The sequence below is a fragment of the Acidimicrobiales bacterium genome, from assembly GCA_041394265.1.
GTDB lineage: Bacteria > Actinomycetota > Acidimicrobiia > Acidimicrobiales > SZUA-35 > JBBQUN01.
The window spans coordinates 2489905-2509030 of sequence record JAWKIO010000005.1 but is presented as its reverse complement, the minus strand read 5'-3'; the positions used below and the strand labels follow the sequence as shown (position 1 = coordinate 2509030).

Genomic DNA, 19126 nt, shown 5'->3' with positions numbered 1-19126 from the left:
CGACATGACGCAGCACTCCCACGGCCACTTCAGCCACCATCACGACGGCGGCGAGGCACCACACGAACACCTCGACGAAGCCGACATCCTGCCCGACGACTACGCCGCCATCCACGGACCGACCGTCGGCGACCGAGTACGACTCGGCGACACCGGGCTCGTGATCGAGATCGAATACGACGCCCAACGGCGCGGCGACGAGTTCCTCGCCGGGTTCGGCAAGACCGCTCGAGACGGCCTCCACCTGCAAGCAGCCGCGGTGCGCGAGACGTGCGATGTCGTGATCTCCAACGTCGTGCTGATCGATGCCATGCACCGCATCGGCAAGGTGTCGATCGGGATCCGTGACGGCCGTATCGCCTCGATCGGGCGGGCCGGCAACCCCGACACGCTCGACGCCGTCGACGTCGTCGTCGGCACCGGAACGACGATCGTCTCGGGCGAGGGCCTCATCGCCACGGCCGGAGCGATCGACACGCACGTCCACCTGCTGTCGCCTCGCATCATGGAGGCATCGCTGGCGTCGGGGGTCACCACCATCATCGGACAGGAGTTCGGTCCGGTCTGGGGCGTCGGGGTGAACTCGCCGTGGGCACTGCGCCACGCGTTCAACTCGTTCGACCAGTGGCCCGTCAACATTGGATTCCTCGGCCGGGGCTCGTCGTCACATGAGGCGCCGTTGATCGAGGCGTTGGTCGAGGGTGGAGCGTGCGGGTTCAAGGTGCACGAGGACATGGGCGCCCACGCTCGTGCGCTCGACACCGCCCTCCGAGTCGCCGACGAATACGACGTCCAGGTCGCCCTGCACACCGATGGGCTCAACGAGTGTCTCTCGGTCGAGGACACCCTCGCCGTGCTGGCCGGACGCACGATCCACGCCTTCCACATCGAGGGTTGTGGCGGGGGCCATGTGCCCAACGTGTTGAAGCTCGCCGGCGTGGCCAACGTGATCGGCTCGTCGACCAACCCGACCCTGCCGTTCGGACGAGACGCGCTCGACGAGCATTACGAGATGATCTTCGCCTCCCACGGGCTGAACCATCACTCGCACAGTGATCACGAGATGGCGAGCGACCGCATCCGTGGCGGCACGATGGGAGCCGAGGGCATCCTCCACGACATGGGCGTGATCGGGATCACGTCGTCGGATGCCCAAGGCATGGGCCGGGCCGGTGAGACCGTGCGTCGCACGTTCCAACTCGCCGCCGCCATGAAGGTCCATCTCGGCATGGCGGCCGGCGATGTCGCCACCCGTCACGACAACGAGCGAGTCCAGCGCTATATCGCCAAGCTGACGATCAACCCCGCAATCGCGCACGGCCTGTCACACGAGATCGGATCGATCGAGGTCGGCAAGCTCGCCGACATTGTGCTCTGGCGACCCGACCACTTCGGCGCCAAGCCCCAGATGGTACTCAAGGCCGGTTTCCCCGCGTTCGGCGTGACCGGCGATCCCAACGCGACCACCGACTCCTGCGAGCCGCTCGTCCTCGGCCCGTTGTTCGGTGGCCTCGGTGCCACGCCGGCCGACCTGTCCGTTGCCTTCGTCAGCCAGGCCGCGGCCGCAGCCGACAATGATCATTTGACCACTCGCCGTCGCCGAGTCGGTGTGCGCAACACACGGAACATCGGACCGGCCGACCTCGTCCATAACGCCCGACTGGGCACGGTCGAGGTCGACAACGCCACCGGCATGGTCAGCTTCGACGGGGAACGCGTCTACGCCGACCCCGTCGAGTCCGTCTCGCTCAGCCGCCTCTACTTCCTCTGAGGAATCATGGTCACCCCTCGCACTGCCGGCTTCTCGATGCCTCCCGAATGGGCACCACACGAGCGGACCTGGATGGAGTTCCCACCGGTCAATCACTACTTCGCCCCACCCGACAGTACGACGTCGATCGAGCACTTTCGTGACGCGTGGATCGCGGTCACGAACGCCGTCGCCCGATTCGAGCCGGTCTCGCTGATCTGCAATCTCGGCGATGGCGACACCGCACGCGAGCTCCTCGACCGCGATGTCGCCGACAACGTCACGATCTACGAGGCGCCGATCACCGACGCCTGGTTCCGCGACAGCGGTCCGACCTTCCTCACCCATCCCGACGGCCGGCTCGGTGCCACCCACTGGAGCTTCAACTCGTGGGGTCATCCCGAGATCGACTCACGCGACGAGGCACAGGTCGGCGCCTTCGCTGCGGGGATCGCCGGCGCCGAGCTGTTCACCACCGACATGGTCAACGAGGGCGGCGGCATCCACACCGACGGCGAGGGCACCGTCCTCCTCACTCGCACCGTCCAGCTCGACCCACTACGGAATGAGGGTTGGCTCCCCGAACGGGCCGCCACCGAGGTGAACGCCTACATCGGCGCCGAGAAGGCGATCTGGGTGCCGCGCGGACTCACGGTCGACTACGGCGACTTCGGCACCCGCGGCCACATCGACATCGTCGCGGCGTTCGTCCGACCCGGTGTCGTCGTGGCTCATGCCCAGCGCGATCGGAACCATCCCGACTACGCCGTGTGTGCCGAGAACCTCGAACTGTTGCGTCGTTCGACCGACGCCCGAGGCCGTCAGCTCGAGGTGATCGAGATCCCGGCCCCCACCCGAGGTCGGGTCGACGGCAGCTTCAACGATTGGTCCTACATCAATCACTACGTCTGCAACGGTGCGGTGATCCTCTGCTCGTTCGACGACCCCAACGACCAGCAGGCGGCGGCGATCCTGGCCGAGCAGTACCCGGGGCGCGAGATCGTGCTCGTTGACGCACGCTCGATCTTCGAGTGCGGAGGCGGCATCCACTGCATCACCCAACAGCAGCCCGCCACTCGCTGACGAGTCACGCACACCCCGCAAACCCCAGCAACGTTGGCGTCCCCACACCTCTGACCGGGCTCAACTCTCCAAAGTTGCTGGGGGTTCGGTGGGGGGTGGGGTGGCGAGGCGGGCGAGGGCGGTGGTGACCGCGAGCTGCGGGCTGGCGAGGACGGGCACCGGACCCGAGTAGCGGCCGACCGCATCGGCCATCGAGGCCTGAGCGAGCACGATCACGTCGAGCCCTTCCGCACAGTCGGCACAGGTGGCGGCGATGGTGTCGAGGTAGCCGTCGACGTCGCCGGCCTCGAACTGGGCCCAGGCCCCGTCACTGAGCACCATCTCGATCTCGACCGGGGCCGATTGCTCAGCAGCAACCGACTCGAGCAGATCGTGCGTGGGACCAACGGTGCTCTCCAGTGCCGTGACCACACCGATACGACCGGCACCGGCCGAGGCCAATCGCACCGCCTCCTCGGCCATCGGACGGTCGACGCGGAACACCTCGACGCCCTGCAGCTCACCGGCATGCTCGGCCACGCTGCCGATGGTCGAACAGGTGCAGACGACGACGCCGGCTCCCCGCGCCGCGAGATCGGCGACGGCGCGTCGCACGGCCAGGTGGAGGGCGTGATCATCGAGCCCGTCACGGCGGGCGTCGGCCAGCAGTGCCTCGTCGACGACGGCCATCGTCTCCATCGATGCGTCGGCCTCGGCCACGAGCGTCTCGAAGGTCGAGACGTGAACGGGCGACGTGTGGAGGAAGCCGATGGTCGTCATTGCCGCACGCTAGTCAAGGCCGCAGCGCGAGACGAAGAATTCGCTTCCCAAATGAACAGTCGCGATATATCGTGAGTGTTACGAGGAAGAGTTCCTCGAAGCACCCTCCACATCAGGAGCTACACATGCATCACGCATCACACACAGATCACGCCCACCTCCCGCCCTGGGCCCGCCGTGGCCAACGACCCGAAGGATTCGACATGAATGAGCCAGCGTTCGGACGCCGAGGAGAGAGCGCAGGCCGCGGCGGTCGCGGCCGGGGTGGCGGCGGTCGAGGAGGCGGTCGCAAGCGCGGCGGGCCCCATCGCCGGGGTGGCGTCGGGCGGGGCGACGTTCGTATCGCCGTCCTCGCCCTGCTCACCGAGGAGCCGATGCACGGCTACCAGATCATGAGCGAACTGGCCGAGCGCAGTCAGGGCGCCTGGCAGCCGAGCCCCGGCTCGATCTATCCGCTTCTCCAACAGTTGGCTGACGAAGGTCTGGTCACGAGCGACGAGTCCGACGGCCGGAAGGTCTTCACCCTCACCGAGGCCGGCATCGCCCTGGCTGACGAGAGCGCCGACCAGCCACCGGTGTGGGAGCGATTCGCCCAGTCCGGTGCTGGCGTCGATCTCCGCGAGGCCATCGCCGGCATCGCCGTTGCCGCCCGACAGGTGGCGACGACCGGGACGTCGGATCAGGTCGCCCGCGCCGCCGAGATCCTCGTCGACGCCAGGAAGCGGCTGTATCAGCTGCTGGCCGAGTAACCGCTGGGACCCGCCGAGCCGGCAGACCCGTCGCCGTCGACCGGACGGTGCCGTACGGCTGCAAGCTTCTCCGGATTCATGACGGTCAGGATCCGCACGATCGCACCGTCGACCACCTCGGCGCTCGTGACCGACGACAGCTCCCCACCCACCGTGATCGTGAAGCCGGGAAAGCCGCTGACCATTGCCGGTTCGATCACCCCGCCGTCTTCGAAGCGCTTCGCCAGGTTCACGAAGAGACGCACGATGCGATCCGACCCCACGACAGGCTGGCGCGCTGCTCGGCGCTGCGCGCCACCATCGCTGATGTAGCACGCATCGGGGGCGAGACAGGCAAGCGCGGATTGTTCGTCGCCAACGATGATTGCCTCGAGAAAGCGGGCCGCAGTGGCCAAGGCTGATCGGGCATCATCGCGTCGCTCGATCGACGCCCCTCTCACCTTGCGCCGGGCTCGGCTCGCCAATTGACGACACGATTCGGGCGATCGATCCATCGACGCCGCGATGTCGGCGAAGGTCTCACCGAAGACGTCGGCCATCAAGAACGCGACCCGTTCATCGGGCGACAGCCGTTCGAGCATGACGAGGAAGGCCGACGTCAGCGAATCCGAGACCACCGCCGATTCCGACGGATCTCCCAGCGGTTCGACCCACGGCGTCGGCAACCACGGCCCCACGTAGTCGACCTCGTCCCGCTTGCGGCGACGAAGCTGATCGAGCGCCAGTCGAGTGGCCACCGTGTTCAACCACGCATCGGGGTTCACGATCTCGGCCTGATCGGCTCGCTCCCAACGCAGCCAGGCTTCTTGGACCACATCCTCGGCGTCGACGAACGAACCAAGCAGCCGATACGCGCGTCCGACGAGCCGGGGTCGAGCCGCTTCGAAGGTGAGATCGACGGTCGACGCGTCAGACGACGCGCCGCCGACGTCGTTCTCGCACACCGGCTCACCACCGGCTCGCCCCATGCTGGTCATCGAGCCAGCATGCCCGTTCGTCGAGCTGCGTGGGCAGCGGCGGCATGCCCACTCGCTGCTCCCGACATGATCGACGCGTCAGCCAACAGGTGCTCGGTCATCCAGTCGCCGGCAGCGAACAACCCCTCGGCCGACCGCTCCAGCCCGGACGGCCGCTCGACGCCGACGATCGGCCGACCCCAGGTCACCACGGGTGCGGCGAGAAAGCGATCCACCACACGTTCTTCGGCCGTTGGGAGGCCAGCTGCTGCCGCATGGCGTTCGAGCTCGGCGCGGTTCCGCTCGCTCGAACGGTCGGCATCGGAGTCGAGATAGCGCATCACCGAGTACAGATGGGCGCCATCCGGCGCCAGGTCGGCGCCAGGTGCATGCATCGAGCAGTACAGCGGCTCGTCAGCTGACAGCAAGAAGGTCGACGATCCCCTTGCGCCTGCGATGTCGAGACACGCCGCCCGCTGCGCTGCGCCTGCTCGCTCCACCCAGTCGGCGGTGTCATCACCCACGAGGTTGGTCGCCTGCACCGGGCCGCCGACGGCAAGCACCACGGTCGATGCTCGGAGCGACCCCTCGTCAGTGACGACCGTCCACTCCGCCGATTCCCGTTCGACCGAACGAACGGCCTGGTGCTCGAGGACGGCGATGCCGGCGATACCCATCAGTCGACGCAGTTCGCCGATGATGTGCTGCCATCCGCCATCGACATAGGTCACCCCCGCCATTCCTGCTTGAAGCTGGCGAAACATGATGCCTGCTGGTTGGGTACCGGGATCGGCCGCATACGACCCGAGCCGCAGGACCGCTGTCAGATATTTTACGAGATCAGGTCGGGCGCCCCGCTGGTCGAGCCAGTCATCGACGCTGTACGAGTCATCGGGCAGCGAGCGGCCCAGCGACGCAAGGATCGAGGTGAGCTTCATCTTCGATCGAAGACTCAGCAGTCGACTCGTCGCCAGTGCGGCCGGCGCGATCGGCAACGGCGCAACCGCGCCATCCCACATGAACTCATACGTCGTCGGGTCTGGTCGGTGGCCGGTGATCGACGCACCCAGTCGATCGAGCACGGCGCGGCCGACGCCGTTGTACAAGGCATGCCCGCCCTCGTTGAGGGTGAAGCCGTCGCGTTGAGCGCTCTTGGCTCGGCCGCCGAAGCCGTGGGCGTCCAGTACCGCCACCGACGCCCCGTCGCCCGCCGCCGTCAGCGCTGCGGTGAGGCCGGCCAGTCCGCCGCCGACCACCACCACGTCGTACGGTCGGCCGGCAACCGACGCCATCGATGCCATTGATCCTTCGTTCACTCGCTCGTTCATCATCGAACCTCCGACCACTCGACGAACCGAACGCCTCGATCGTGACGAGAAATCCGACGATTCCTGTCCGGCACGCGGTGCCGGTGGTGTCATGGGGCGGTATCAGGGGCTCGTTGTCGACGACGAGGTGCTCGCCGGCGTCGTGGCGGTGGTCGACGGCACAGTGGTGGTCGACGGCACAGTGGTGGTCGACGGCGCGGCGGCCGTGGTCGGCGACAGCGCAGCATCGGCTTCGTAGGCACCCATGTCCCATCCGCCGCCCTGGGGGCGCGGGGTTCCGTCACGATCCTCGGCGAACTCTGCGATCTCGACGCCGGCGTCGATCGCCGCCGATCCCTCGGCCAGGCGGAAGTCGCCGGCGGCGGCGTCGACGAACAGATCGGCGGAGGCCGCGATGTTGCCATCGAGGGTCGAGCCGATGTTGTTCACCAGTTGGGCGTCTGCGGGATTGTCGCCCTGGCGGATCTCGATCGGGACGAGCCCGGCATCGAAGATCGTGTTGTTGTAGATCCGGACCAGCGTGGCGTCGCGGTTCTCGAACTTCGACTCGACGAGGATCCCGCGATGCTCCAGGTTCCACATCACGTTGTTGTAGATGAGCGACGGAGTGTTGACGTTGATGGCATTGCCGTCCTGGAACTGTGAGGTGGCGGTCACGTTCCAGATCGTGTTGTTGCGGATGATGATGTTGGCGTCGAAGTGCGGGATGACGGCCAGGTAGACCTGACCGGCCACGATGGCGCCCGAGTTGGCAGTGGTGATGTCGTGCACCAGGTTGCCCTCGATCACGATGTCGAACGCTCCCGGCTTGACGTCGATGGCCTCGGCGGTCGTGTTGGCGATCTCGCAGTTGCGAATCGTCACCCGGGCAACGGGATCGACCCCGCTGTCGGCGCCCAGGTAGAAGCCCTCGCCGTAGTTCGAGTACGGCGTGCCCTCGAGGTCGCCGGGTCGAATCCCGGTCCGATCGATCACGCAGTTCTCGAACAGCATGTCGGTGCTGCCCTCGTTGATCTGGACCGCCTCCTGTCCGACATCTTCCCAACGCATGTCGGTGAAGGTCAGGTTGTTGGAGGCCTTGATGTAGGTGCCGTGGATCCCGCCTCGCACGGTGAAGCCGGAGAAGTCGATGAACTGCACCGAGGTCATCGACAGCGAGTCGGAGGTGTCGACGGTCTGGGGATCGAAGACGACACCACCGTCGGGCGCCGTGACCGAGATCGGAGCCTCGGCCGTGCCTCCGACCCCTTCGAGTTGTGTGAACGGGTAGGTACCGGGGAGCAATCGGATCTCGTCACCGGGAACGGCAACGGCGAACGCCTGCTCGAGTGAGGCCACTGCCGTGTCGGCGGTCTGGCCGGCAGCGGTATCGCTTCCGTCGGGCGACACGTACACCACGGGCTCGCGGGGTGCCTCGCTGGTCGTCGTGGTGTCGGCCGACGAATCGTCGGTCGACTCGGTGGTCGGCACCGACGTGGTGGCGTCGGCGACCGGCTCACCACCACCGTCGCCACCTCGGGTGAGCAGCACCACCGCCCCGGCGAGCAGGATCATGGCAACACCGACCCACAGCATCCAGAGGTCTCGCCGCGCCATCAGTTGCGCAATGCGGGTCTTCCGATCGTCTGTTGGTCCCACGCACGTCCTTCGTTTCGCCGAGCCATCAGGGTACTGGCGATCGTGGTGGCCCTTCGGTCGGTCTCGTGTCTAGCGTTGCGGTCATGACGCCACCCGATATCACCCTGGTGCTCCGGGGAGCCACGGTGTACGACGGCACCGGTGCACCACCGGTCCTCGCCGACGTCGCCATCGCCGGCGACCGAATCGTCGAGGTCGGCCAATCGGTCGACGGTCACGGAGCGCCCGAGGTCGACCTCACGGGGCTCTGCCTGTCACCCGGGTTCATCGACACCCACACCCACGATGACTTCGCCGTGCTGCTGCATCCCGACATGGCGTTCAAGGTGTGCGGCGGGGTCACCACCTGCATCGTCGGCAATTGCGGGATGGGTGCTGCTCCGCACCGACAGGCCACTCGGGTGGCGCAATCGTTCCATCCCGATGCCGAGCTGCCTGACTGGGACGGATTCCGCGGCTATTTCGAGCTGCTCGAGTCCTCGCCGCCGTCGGTCAATGTCGCGGCGCTGATGGGGCACGGCACCATCCGGGCGGCCGTCATGGGCCGCTCCGACGCCGAACCCACGCTCGATCAGTTGGAGGAGATGCAGGCGATCCTGACCGAAGGACTCGACGCCGGGTGCCTCGGGATGTCGACCGGGCTCATCTACGAACCGGGCAACCACTCGACCACCGACGAACTCGTCGAGCTGGCGACGACCGTGGCCGAGGCCGGCGGGATCTACACGAGCCATCTTCGCAACGAGGCCGACCTGCACGCCGAAGCGATCGACGAGGCGATCGAGATCGGCCGACGCAGCGGCGCACCGGTGGTGATCAGCCACCTGAAACGAACGGGCCGGCGCAACTGGGGTACGGCCGCACACGCCATCCGCCAGATCGAGGCGGCGAACGCCGAAGGCCTTTCCGTTGCCGCCGACCAGTACCCCTACACCGCAGGGAGCACCGTGCTGTCGGCCATCGTCGGTCAGGGCACCTTGCGTGATCCAGACAACTCCTTCGGCGGGGTGACCGGCGACGATCTCGTCGTTGCCAGTTGCCCCAACGCACCGGCGTGGGAAGGGCGGTCGATCGCCTCGATCGCCGAGGAACTCGGGATGGACGCCGCCGACGCCGCCGACCATGTCGTGGCCACCGACCTCCGCACCACCATCATCTTGCACTCGATGAGCGAGGACGACGTCCAGACCATCCTCGCCGCCGATGGGATCATGATCGGCTCCGACGGGCTGCCGACCCTCGAAGGCCGGCCACATCCCCGTCTCTACGGCACCTTCGCCCGCGTACTCGGGCACTACAGCCGCGATCTCGGCGTGCTCGGGCTGGCCGAGGCGGTCCACCGGATGACCGGTCGGTCTGCCGAAGTGTTCGGGCTCACCGACCGCGGCGTCATCCGACCTGGCGCCATCGCCGATCTGGTCGCCTTCGACGCCAGCGCCATCATCGACGTCGGCACCTTCGACGACCCCCAGCACGTGCCCGAAGGGATCGTCGGGGTCTGGGTGGCGGGCCGGCCAGTCGTCGCCGACGGTGTGCACACCGGCGACCGGCCGGGTCGCGTGCTGCGCCGCGGCGGCGTCGCGACAACCGAAACGGCCGCCGAGACCGCCCCCGCCGGCAGCGCCTGACGCGTTCGTGCGCCCGCTCAGCCTCGACCAACTCCTGGCACGCTCCGACGACATCGATCGTGCGATCGAGGCAACGGCCGGCATCGATCCGTGGTGCTCGGCGCTCGACTGGATCGTCCCCGTGCACCTCGCCTTCGCGCCGAGCGCCACGCCGATCCTCCGGGAGGCGCCATCGGGCTTCGCCCTGCTCGCGCGCTACCCGACGTCCGAAGGACGATCGATGATCGCGGGGCTCGAGCCGCTCTGGGGGTTCGCCGCTCCCCTGCTCGGCAGGGACCAGGGGGCCGTCGCCGCCGAACTGGCGGCCGAACTCCTCGACGACACCGACTGGGACACGCTCGCGCTCCCGGGACTCCCTCCGGCGCGCGACACCGTGATGAGGATCGCCCGGTCGCTCGCCGTGTTGGGCGACGTCGGCCTGCAAGAAGGCATCACCCGCCAGATCATCGACCTCGAGGACGGGGCGACGGCCTGGCTGGAGCGACGCAGCCCCAAGTTCCGGCGCAACCTCCGCAATGCGCAGCGCCGTGGCCGAGACGTCGGTCTCGATTTCGAGATCGTCGATGACGCCCCCGACCTCTTCGACCGCATCCACGCAATCGAACGAACGAGTTGGAAGGGCGCCCAGGGCGACGGCATCACCAGCCCCGAGATGAGCGAGTTCTACCGCGTGATGTCGCAGCGCCTCCAGGGCGCCGGACGAGCGCGGGCGGTGGTCGCCACGATGCATGGATCGGACGTCGGCTACATCCTCGGTGGCGTGCGCGACCATCGCTACCGGGGCCTCCAGCTCAGCTATGCCGCCGAGGCCGGTTCACTGTCGCTTGGGCACCTCCTCCAACGCCACGAGCTGCACCGCATGGCCGCCGAGGGCATCGCCACCTACGACATGGGGATGGACATGGCCTACAAGCAGCGAATGGCCGACCGCTCGATGACCTCGGTGATGCTTGTGGTACGTCGCGACGTCACCGGCTACGTTCGGCACCCGTGATCGACATCGGAAAAGTTGGTATCTGGCAGGGCGTCCTCGACGCACAACCGAGCGGAGCGGTGCGAGAAGCCGTGGCCGAGGTGGAGGCGATGGGGTGGCCCACCCTGTGGATTCCCGAGACGGTGTCACGAGATCCATTCGTCTCGGCATCGGTGATGCTCGAAGCCACCTCGCAGTTGAAGGTCGCCACCGGCATCGCCTCGATCTGGGCCCGAGACGCCATGACCACCGCCAATGCGTCGAAGACCCTGAACGAGGCCTACGACGGCCGGTTCCTCCTGGGCCTCGGTGTGAGCCACCACACCCTCACCGAGTGGGTCCGCAAGCACGACTACTCCAAGCCGCTCAGCACCATGCGGACCTACCTGGAGCGGATGGACGCGTCGATGTTCAAGGGTGTCGAGCCCGCCGAGCCGCCGTCGCGGGTCCTCGCCGCCCTGGGCCCGAAGATGCTCGAACTGTCGGCCACCATGGCCGACGGCTGCCACCCGTATTTCGTCCCGGTCGAGCACACGGCGATCGCCCGCGAGGCCGTCGGGCCCGACAAGATCGTCGCCACCGAGCAGATGGTGGTGCTCGAGACCGATCCGACCGCCGCCCGCGAGATCGCCCGCAAGCACATGGCGGTCTACCTGGGCCTGCCCAACTACGCGAACAACCTGATCCGCCTCGGCTACTCCGAGGAGGAGATCACCAGCGCTTCGGATCGAGTGGTCGACGCCATCACGGTGTGGGGCACGGTCGACACCGTGGCAAAGCGGGTACAAGACCACCTCGACGCCGGGGCCAGCCATGTCTGTGTCCAGGTGCTCCAGAAAGATCCGACCGCGATTCCCACCGAAGCCTGGAGAGAGCTCGCCGGCGCTCTACTCTGATGGCGAACGACTCGGCGGCACCGAGGCCGTCGAGCCGCTCGACCCGACACAACTGCGAGGCGACCTCATGACGCAACAATCCGTGCTGCTCCTGGCCGGTGCCGGCCTGCTCCTCGGCCTGATCGCCGTGGTGATCGATCGACTCAACTTCCCCCAGCCGAAGTTCCGCGCCAAGGGGGTGCGGGTCGGGGGTGAGCAAGCTCGCGACCGCACCGGTGCCCACATCGTCGAATTCGAGGATCAGCAGTGACCGCCGCCGTCGTTGCCGAGACCGCCCCGCCGGCAAACCCGTCGCTGGTCGAAATGGGCAAGCACCTGCTGGTGCGCATCAAGGCCCACAACGTCGTCATCATGTGTGCCGGCATCGCCTTCTACGGCGTGCTCGCCATGGTGCCCACACTGATCGCCCTGGTCACGATCTACGGTCTCGTCACCGATCCCGACCAGATCGCCGACCAGATCAAGAGCCTGTCCGAGCGGATGGACCCCGACACCGCCGAGCTGATCGGCTCCCAGCTCGAGGGCATCGTCGACAGCGCCAAGGGCGGCGGGGGGATCTTCGCCCTCGTGTCGGGCATCGTGCTCGCCCTTTGGGCCGCGTCCGGCGCCGTCCAGAAGCTGATGCTGTCGATCAGCATGGCGTACGCCACCATCGAACGGCGCAAGGGCTGGAAGGTACGAGGCATCGCCTACCTGTTCACACTGGGCGGCATCGTGGGCGTTGCCCTGCTCGTGTTCCTCCTGGGCGCACTACCGGCCGTGATGAGCGAGATCGGCCTGTCGGGACCGACCAAGCTGCTCCTCAACATCTTGCGGTTCCCGCTCCTCGCCGCTCTCTTCGCCGGCGCGCTCACCTTCCTCTACCGCTACAGCCCGGATCGCGATCACAAGACCCCGTGGTGGAACCCCGGGGCCATCGCCGGCACGATCGCCTTCATGCTCTTCGCCGGGCTGTTCTCCTTCTACGTCTCCTCTGCCGGCGGCATGCCTCCCAGCTACGGAGTGCTCGGCTCGATCGCGGCCCTCATCATCTTCTTCCAGCTGTGCGCCATCGCCGTGATCATCGGCGCCGAGGTCAATGCCACCTACGAGGGCGAAGACCTCGACCCGTCGAGCCGCGGCTCCAGCCTGCTCAGCCAGAAGACCGAGGCGTTGAAGCAGGTCGAACCGGTCAAGCTCGGCACGGCGATCGCCGGCCTGGCCGCCATCATGTTCCTCGGCAAGGGCGACTGAACAGAGACGGCCACGGCGACGGCACCGAGGATCGCTCGGAAGGCTGCTGCGCATCAGTATGGGTCCAACGACTCATTTCACTTGAATCCCGCTTGAGTTTCATCAGCCCCGCCACCGGTGTGCCGATGGCAGTGGCATGCGACCGAGCCAGGAGAAGCAACGCCACAGCGCTGTGCCCGTCCCTGCCCGTCGCACGCGCCCGGTCCACTACCGCCTGACCAAGACCGAGGCCGAACTCCAGGCCGAAGCGCAGGCGAAGCGCGCCGAACGCATCGCCGTGCTGCAGCGGGACGACGACGACTACACCGACTTCCTGTACTCGATGCTGGGTACGGCCGTGTTCTTCTTCCTCGTGCAGATCGTTGCGTCGGTGATGATCGCCAACTACCTCGGCGTGGCCGTGAGCATCAAGGTCTGGGCCAAGGTGCTGCCCTACATCGAGCTCCGGGGCGGACTCACGGAGTTCATCAAAGTCACGACCTACTCGACCGCCGCCACCGTGCTCCTCGGAACGGTGCGGTCGATGGCCACGCTCGCGTTCTGGCGCAAGAACATCCAAGTGGTCGACGGGCGGGCCACCGCGCTGCTGATGAGCGGGCTGCTGCTCGCCTACCAGTACATCCGCCATCTCATGAACCCGCCCGTGATCGACACCTGGATCTACGCGCAAACCATGGCCGGCGTCGTCGCCGCCACCGTGATCTACCTGGGGTTCCGACCCACAGGTCACCAGTCGGCCCCGGCCGAATCGCCCGCTCGACCGACGCGAGTCGAGCGCGCACTCTCCCCAACCCAAGCAACTGAGCAAGGAAAGCGAATTCCACGATGACCACCAAAGGACGTATCTCCCGGCGGACGGCGATGGCCGCCACCGCCATGACCGTGTTCGCCACCCCGGCGTTCGCCTCGATGATGATCCAGAGCTACATGGCTGCCGATGTCGACATCGTCAGCACCTGCCTGGTGACCAAGGCCGGCAGCGATGTCGGCAGCTACTCCGATCCCGCCGGCGCCAGCGTCGACTTCGCCAGCAGCGCAGTCAACAACAGCCGCGTCGACATCCTCGAAGACCGCGTCAGCGTCATCGGTATGCAGGGTGACCGAGTGATCTACAACGACGTCGCCCGCATCCAGAACACCTGTGACATCCCGCTGGCCGTGCATCTCCGGATGAGCGGTTCGCAGGGAAGCGGCTGGGCCGACCGCTACGCCGAGGTCTACATCAGCTCGACGGCCACCCCGCTCGACTCGACGATCTCGCTCGGCTACCCAACCGACAACACGGCGAACTGGACGGCGCAGCCGCTCGTCGTCGACTCCAGCGGCACGCCCACCCAGCCGCTCACCAGCGACGTGACCCTCGCTCCGAACGAGGAGCTGCGAGTCGCCACGCTGATCGAGGCCGGCATGCTCCCCGCCAACCTCACCGATCAGTCCACGATGACCTGGGACGTCGTCGCCACGAACGACAACGGTCGCTAGACCATCGAGAGGTTCGGGCCCTCCCGAGCCCGAACCGCACGCCCAGTTCCCTTGGGCTCGCGTCGAGCATCGCCGTCCGGAGCACCTCCGGGCGGCGATGACGCGTCCGGGCCGCCGCGCCGGTTCGGCTCGGCTCAGCCCTCGGTCTCGCTGCCCTTGGTGACGGTGGGTGCTCGACCGGCGGTGGTGTCGTCACAGGTCAACAGGGTCGAACACATCGCGGCGACATCAGGGCTCTGGGCGACGGCGCCTCCCGAGATCCCGAGCGGCTGATAGGTCATCGAGGCCATTCCGAGCACCCGACCCTCGCCGTCGACCAGCGGACCGCCGACGAAGAACGTGCCGAGCGGCGCCGTGTGCTGGAGTCCCTGTGCCGATCGATCGACCAGGACGCCCGGCGTGGCGGTCGCACCCTGGCCACCGATGCCGCTCACGGCGAAGACCCGTCCGCCGAGCGCGGCCACCTGAGTTGCCGGATCGGCGAGCGTCAAGGGTTCGATGGGCTGGGTCGTGACGAGGAGCGCGAGGTCGTGGGCTTCGTCCCACGCCCACAGCGTGGCCGTCACTCGCTCATCCCCCTTCACGAGCGTGATCGTCGGGGACGGAGCAACCGTCGAGGCGCGCACCACGCTGAGGCTCGTCACGAGCGCCGTGCCGCCGTTGTGTCCGGTCACGGCGAACGCCGAACCGGTGGTCGTGGCGCCGGCGTCGTCGAGTGTCTCGACGGTCCAGACCGAAGGCCCGACCAGCGCCGGCAACTCGATCACGCCGCGGGCGTCGGAGGCGAACTCCGACAGTGCGCCGAGCTCGCCCCGGATGTCCTCGATCGACGACGAACGCGCCTCCTCGAGTGCGCCGGTGGCATCGCTGAACTGCTCGTCGAACCCCTCGACGAAACTCGTGATCTGGCGTTCGTTCTCGGCGAGCCGGTTGTCGTAGTACGCATAGAACGCCGCGCCAGAAGCTCCGACGCCGACAGCAAACGACAACAACATGGTCGAGGTGCCGATCACGGTCCGCGGCAGGATCCGGTGGCGTCGCTTCTCCCGTCCGGGACTCATCGGCACGAACCCACGGGGTGCCCAGGTTCGCCGGAGGCGCCACTGCTGCCATCGGTTCGGGGGCCGGAGCATCGGCGCCACGCCACCAGCGGCCGTGCGACCTTGGCGGCCGAGGAACGACCAACGATCGGGCGACGAGATCGGCGCCTTGCGGGTCGACGGCGCCGGCCGGTCGACCGAGGTGGTACGGGCGGCCCGGTCGGAGACCTGGCGGCGCTTCGCTTGCTTGGTGCTGGGTGACGAGGTCATCCGTTGCTTCCTTGTGCATCAGGCGAGGCCGTCGTGGTGGACGTCGACGGTGTGGAGGTCGGAGACGTTGCGCCGGGTGTCGTCGGCACGACGGTGGACGAGGTCGTGGGGGGCGGGGCCGTCGTCGGTGGCGGGGCATCGATGTCGGGGATCGGGACCAGCGAGCGCTCACACGGCCCGCTGCAATCCGGGCCGACGACGGCCGGCTGGTCGCGATCGGCGACGACGGTCCGCTCGACCAAAGGGCGGTAGGTGTCAGAAGCGGGTGCGGTGATCGGGCGGGGAACGACGAAGCTCTCGACCGGGCTGCCGGCCAGCGCTGCGTTCATGAAGTCGGCGAAGGCGATCGCCGGGTGACTGCCGCCCGTGACCCGGGCGACGCCGTTCACATTCGTGAGCGACGCCAACCCGTCGGTATGTCCCATCCACACTGCCGTCGACAGCGACGGGGTGTAGCCGACGAACCAGGCGGCCCAGTACGACTGTGTCGTTCCGGTCTTGCCGGCGACCGGTCGGTCCCGCAGGGCGGCTGCCTTGCCCGTGCCATCCGTGACGACAGCCTGGAGCACATCGGACACCGAGTCGGCAACGTTGGCGTCGAGCACACGGATCCCCGGTCGGTTCTGTTGGTCGATCAGCACCTGGCCGTCGGCATCGAGCACACGAAGGATGCCGATGGGTTCGTAGCGGATCCCGCGATCGGCGAAGGTGCCGTACGCCGACGCCATCTCGAGCGGCGAGGTCTCCGCCGACCCGAGCGCCAGGCTCGGGCCGTAGTCACCGGCGGGGTCGATGCGGGACAGACCGAGGTCACTGGCAAGTTCCGCAGTCGCCGCGATCGAGACCTCGTCGATCAGCATGGCGTAGACCGTATTGACCGACGAGATGGTGGCGTCTCGCAGGGTGATCTCGCCTCGATCGGCGCCGTCGTAGTTGGTGATGGCGCACTTGCTGCCGGTGCAGCCGGGCACGACCCACGTTCCCGGGGCGGGGCGTAGGGCATCGGTGGGGATGCCCTGACGGAACGCCTCGGCCAGCACGATCGGCTTGAACGAGCTGCCGGGCTGGAAGCCGGTGCTTCCCCCGGTGGCCAGGTTGACCTGGCTCGCGGCGTAGTCTCGACCGCCCACCATCACCAGCACTTCGCCGGTTCGAGGATCAAGCGAGACCATCGACATGTCGATCGGGGACTCGGTGTTGGCCAGCCGGGCGGCGACGGCTGCCTCGCCCTCCGCCTGCAGCGTCGGGTCGATCGTGGTGTAGATGCTGAGCCCGCCCCGGTAGAGGGCGTCCGGACCGAGCCGATCGAGGAGTTCGGCCTCGACCCAGTCGACGAAGAAGGGGTAGCTGCTCGCTCCCTTCGCCGGGGGTGCGGCGACCACGGTGACCGGACCGCTCGGGGGCGTGGGATCGGTGGCGCTCCACAGGGTACGCCGGGCCTGGCGCTCGTACTGATCGACGGTGATCATGTCGAGGTCGAGCATCGCCTGCAGCACCAGCCGGCGACGCTCGTCGGCCGCCTCGATGTCTTCGCGTGGCGACAGGCGGGTCGGGGATTGCAGGACACCGGCCAGGGTGGCGGCCTCCGAAAGATCGAGTTCGTCGACCGGCTTTGCGAAGTACACCTCCGCCGCGGCACCGATGCCGTACGCTCCGGCGCCGTAGTACGACGTCTCGAGGTAGGCGAACATGATCTCGTCCTTGGTCATCTGCTGTTCGAGCTCGACCGCCAGCAGCGCTTCGCGAGCCTTGCGTTCGAAGGTCTGCTCGCCCGAGAGATAGGTGTTCTTGACGTACTGCTGCGTGATGGTCGAGCCGCCCTGCGCGACCCCGCCGACTTCGACGTTCGTGCGTGCCGCTCGGGCGATGCCCTCGAAATCGACACCGTTGTGCTGGTAGAAGCGCTGATCCTCGATGGCCACGACGGCGTCGATCAGGACTTGTGGTACGTCCGACGGCTCGATCTCGACCGTTCGATCGAAGCCACGGAACACCGCGATCTCGTTGCCGTCGCGATCGTACGCCCGAGACGGCACGGCCTCGAAGGTGGGGCGTTCATCTGGGAGCTCGCCGGGCAAAGGTGCCTTGAGCAGGACGGTGATCCCGACGGCGGCAGCCACCGGAGGCACGATGACGATGGTGAGTACCACCGCCACCGTGAGGCGGAGCAGCCCGGTGATCACTCGAACGAGTCGGCTCGATTCACCCATCGATTCCCGCCCGTCCGTCGGCGGATCCCGAGCCATCGTCAGCGAGCCCATCCTCGAGGTCGTCGGGCGGCGGGGGTGGCACGACACACTCGAGGAGCGCAGCCGAGTGCGTGACCTCGTCGAGCGTCGGCGCCACGACGAAGGAAGCCGGTGCCGACCCGGCGGTCTCGCACACCGCACCGAAACGAGCGATGCCGGTGGCATCGGTCGGGGCGGTCAACGCCGAGATTGCCCGTGCGGGACCCTCACCGAGCGCCATCTCGACGAGCACCCCCGGCACTGGATCGACCACGACGATTCCGTCGGCGTCGACTCGTCGCCGACCGACGGTCACGCCGATCGTTGCCGCTTGTCCGAGCTCGCGTGATGCCGGCGCACTTGCGGCGACCACGAGTCCGGGTGCCGGCCCGCTCACCGCCAGATCGACGACGGCCTTCTCGTCGGCAGCGACGAAACGCACCGTTGGCGCCACCGACGCCAGTTGCTCGGGGACGAAGGCTCGGATTCGCCAGCGACCACCACCGACACCGGTCAGTTGCCAGCGACCGACGTCGTCGCAGGTGATGTCGAGCGTTGCGACGACCGGCGCCCCATCGGAGGAGCCGGCGGCATGATGCTCGACCCGGACGATGGCGAAGGGAACCGGCCCGAGTGCGTCGGTGACGACGCCGGACAGCTCGACCGAACCACTGGGCAGCGTCGCTTCGGCGATCGAATCCGCCGCGAGCAGGGTCGGGAGCACCACGTTCTTGGTGTCGGGTGCCGCTGGCACGATCAGCGGCGAACTCCCGAGGTCCACCTGCTGTGAGACCTCGAAGTCGAGACCATCGAACTCGAACTGCACCGGCGCGCGTTCCTCGGTGTAGGCCTCGATGATCGGGTCGCGCCGCTGCCACACCGCGACCACCATGGCGAGCAACGCCATACCGAGCACCAGCCGAATCGCTCTCACCGGAGTCCATCGGCCGTTCGGAGCCGGTCATGAGCCGTTCGGCCCATACGGGCGTGGGTCGCATGGGCCGGAGGGCCGAGCTCGAACCGGCCCCTGGACGCGCACCGACCCCGGCGATGCCGCCGGGGTCGGAGTCAGACCTGCGGTGACGTCAGTGCTGCTGTGAGGTCAGCGCTGCG

General features: G+C 67.6%; 17 protein-coding genes. 10 read left to right on the top strand and 7 right to left on the bottom strand.

Going from position 1 to position 19126, the window contains the following annotated elements:
* The first annotated feature begins 4 nt into the window (after window positions 1-4).
* Window positions 5-1771 carry an urease subunit alpha gene (locus tag R2733_12290; protein MEZ5377278.1) on the top strand — a complete coding sequence of 589 codons (1767 nt, stop codon included), beginning with the start codon at window positions 5-7 and terminating at the stop codon, window positions 1769-1771.
* A gap of 6 nt (window positions 1772-1777) precedes the next feature.
* Window positions 1778-2833 carry an agmatine deiminase family protein gene (locus tag R2733_12285; protein MEZ5377277.1) on the top strand — a complete coding sequence of 352 codons (1056 nt, stop codon included), beginning with the start codon at window positions 1778-1780 and terminating at the stop codon, window positions 2831-2833.
* A 60-nt stretch (window positions 2834-2893) separates the two neighbouring features.
* On the opposite strand, the gene R2733_12280 is transcribed toward R2733_12285, so the two are convergent.
* Window positions 2894-3592: a hypothetical protein gene (locus R2733_12280; GenBank protein MEZ5377276.1), complete on the bottom strand. Its 699-nt coding sequence runs from the start codon at window positions 3590-3592 to the stop codon at window positions 2894-2896.
* Window positions 3593-3795: 203 nt separating this feature from the next.
* Between R2733_12280 and R2733_12275 the strand changes: the two genes are divergently transcribed.
* Entirely contained in the window at window positions 3796-4341 is a 546-nt protein-coding gene (locus R2733_12275; protein MEZ5377275.1) for a PadR family transcriptional regulator, read from the top strand.
* On the opposite strand, the gene sigJ is transcribed toward R2733_12275, so the two are convergent.
* The 3 genes from sigJ to R2733_12260 all read right to left on the bottom strand — a co-directional run bounded on the left by sigJ (window position 4323) and on the right by R2733_12260 (window position 8263).
* The gene (gene sigJ, locus R2733_12270; GenBank protein MEZ5377274.1) at window positions 4323-5318 is read right to left on the bottom strand and encodes an RNA polymerase sigma factor SigJ; all 996 of its coding nucleotides are present in this window, start codon (window positions 5316-5318) and stop codon (window positions 4323-4325) included. The two genes, R2733_12275 and sigJ, sit on opposite strands and share 19 nt — an antisense overlap.
* Window positions 5315-6625, bottom strand: coding sequence for an FAD-dependent oxidoreductase (locus R2733_12265; GenBank protein ID MEZ5377273.1), 1311 nt, complete (start codon window positions 6623-6625; stop codon window positions 5315-5317). Before R2733_12265 ends, sigJ begins: the two co-directional genes overlap by 4 nt.
* Window positions 6626-6727: 102 nt before the next feature.
* Window positions 6728-8263: a right-handed parallel beta-helix repeat-containing protein gene (locus tag R2733_12260; GenBank protein ID MEZ5377272.1), complete on the bottom strand. Its 1536-nt coding sequence runs from the start codon at window positions 8261-8263 to the stop codon at window positions 6728-6730.
* A gap of 83 nt (window positions 8264-8346) precedes the next feature.
* Between R2733_12260 and R2733_12255 the strand changes: the two genes are divergently transcribed.
* From R2733_12255 to R2733_12225, 7 genes are all read left to right on the top strand, one after another.
* Window positions 8347-9891: a D-aminoacylase gene (locus tag R2733_12255; protein ID MEZ5377271.1), complete on the top strand. Its 1545-nt coding sequence runs from the start codon at window positions 8347-8349 to the stop codon at window positions 9889-9891.
* Window positions 9892-9898: 7 nt separating this feature from the next.
* Window positions 9899-10885 (top strand): GNAT family N-acetyltransferase, encoded by a 987-nt coding sequence (locus tag R2733_12250; GenBank protein ID MEZ5377270.1) that lies wholly within the window; start codon window positions 9899-9901, stop codon window positions 10883-10885.
* Complete coding sequence (locus R2733_12245; protein ID MEZ5377269.1) at window positions 10882-11760, top strand: LLM class F420-dependent oxidoreductase; 879 nt, start codon at window positions 10882-10884, stop codon at window positions 11758-11760. Before R2733_12250 ends, R2733_12245 begins: the two co-directional genes overlap by 4 nt.
* A gap of 67 nt (window positions 11761-11827) precedes the next feature.
* Window positions 11828-12010: a hypothetical protein gene (locus R2733_12240; protein ID MEZ5377268.1), complete on the top strand. Its 183-nt coding sequence runs from the start codon at window positions 11828-11830 to the stop codon at window positions 12008-12010.
* Entirely contained in the window at window positions 12007-12993 is a 987-nt protein-coding gene (locus R2733_12235; GenBank protein MEZ5377267.1) for a YihY/virulence factor BrkB family protein, read from the top strand. Before R2733_12240 ends, R2733_12235 begins: the two co-directional genes overlap by 4 nt.
* Window positions 12994-13129: 136 nt before the next feature.
* A complete protein-coding gene (locus R2733_12230) occupies window positions 13130-13822 on the top strand; it encodes a hypothetical protein (GenBank protein MEZ5377266.1) in 693 nt (230 codons plus the stop codon).
* Window positions 13819-14475 (top strand): hypothetical protein, encoded by a 657-nt coding sequence (locus tag R2733_12225; protein MEZ5377265.1) that lies wholly within the window; start codon window positions 13819-13821, stop codon window positions 14473-14475. The genes R2733_12230 and R2733_12225 overlap by 4 nt, the downstream gene beginning before the upstream one ends.
* Window positions 14476-14609: 134 nt before the next feature.
* On the opposite strand, the gene R2733_12220 is transcribed toward R2733_12225, so the two are convergent.
* The 3 genes from R2733_12220 to R2733_12210 are packed head-to-tail and all read right to left on the bottom strand — an operon-like array spanning window position 14610 to window position 18947.
* Window positions 14610-15785, bottom strand: coding sequence for a serine protease (locus R2733_12220; GenBank protein MEZ5377264.1), 1176 nt, complete (start codon window positions 15783-15785; stop codon window positions 14610-14612).
* A complete protein-coding gene (locus R2733_12215) occupies window positions 15782-17995 on the bottom strand; it encodes a transglycosylase domain-containing protein (protein MEZ5377263.1) in 2214 nt (737 codons plus the stop codon). The genes R2733_12220 and R2733_12215 overlap by 4 nt, the downstream gene beginning before the upstream one ends.
* Window positions 17988-18947, bottom strand: coding sequence for a hypothetical protein (locus tag R2733_12210; GenBank protein MEZ5377262.1), 960 nt, complete (start codon window positions 18945-18947; stop codon window positions 17988-17990). The genes R2733_12215 and R2733_12210 overlap by 8 nt, the downstream gene beginning before the upstream one ends.
* Window positions 18948-19126: the final 179 nt, after the last annotated feature.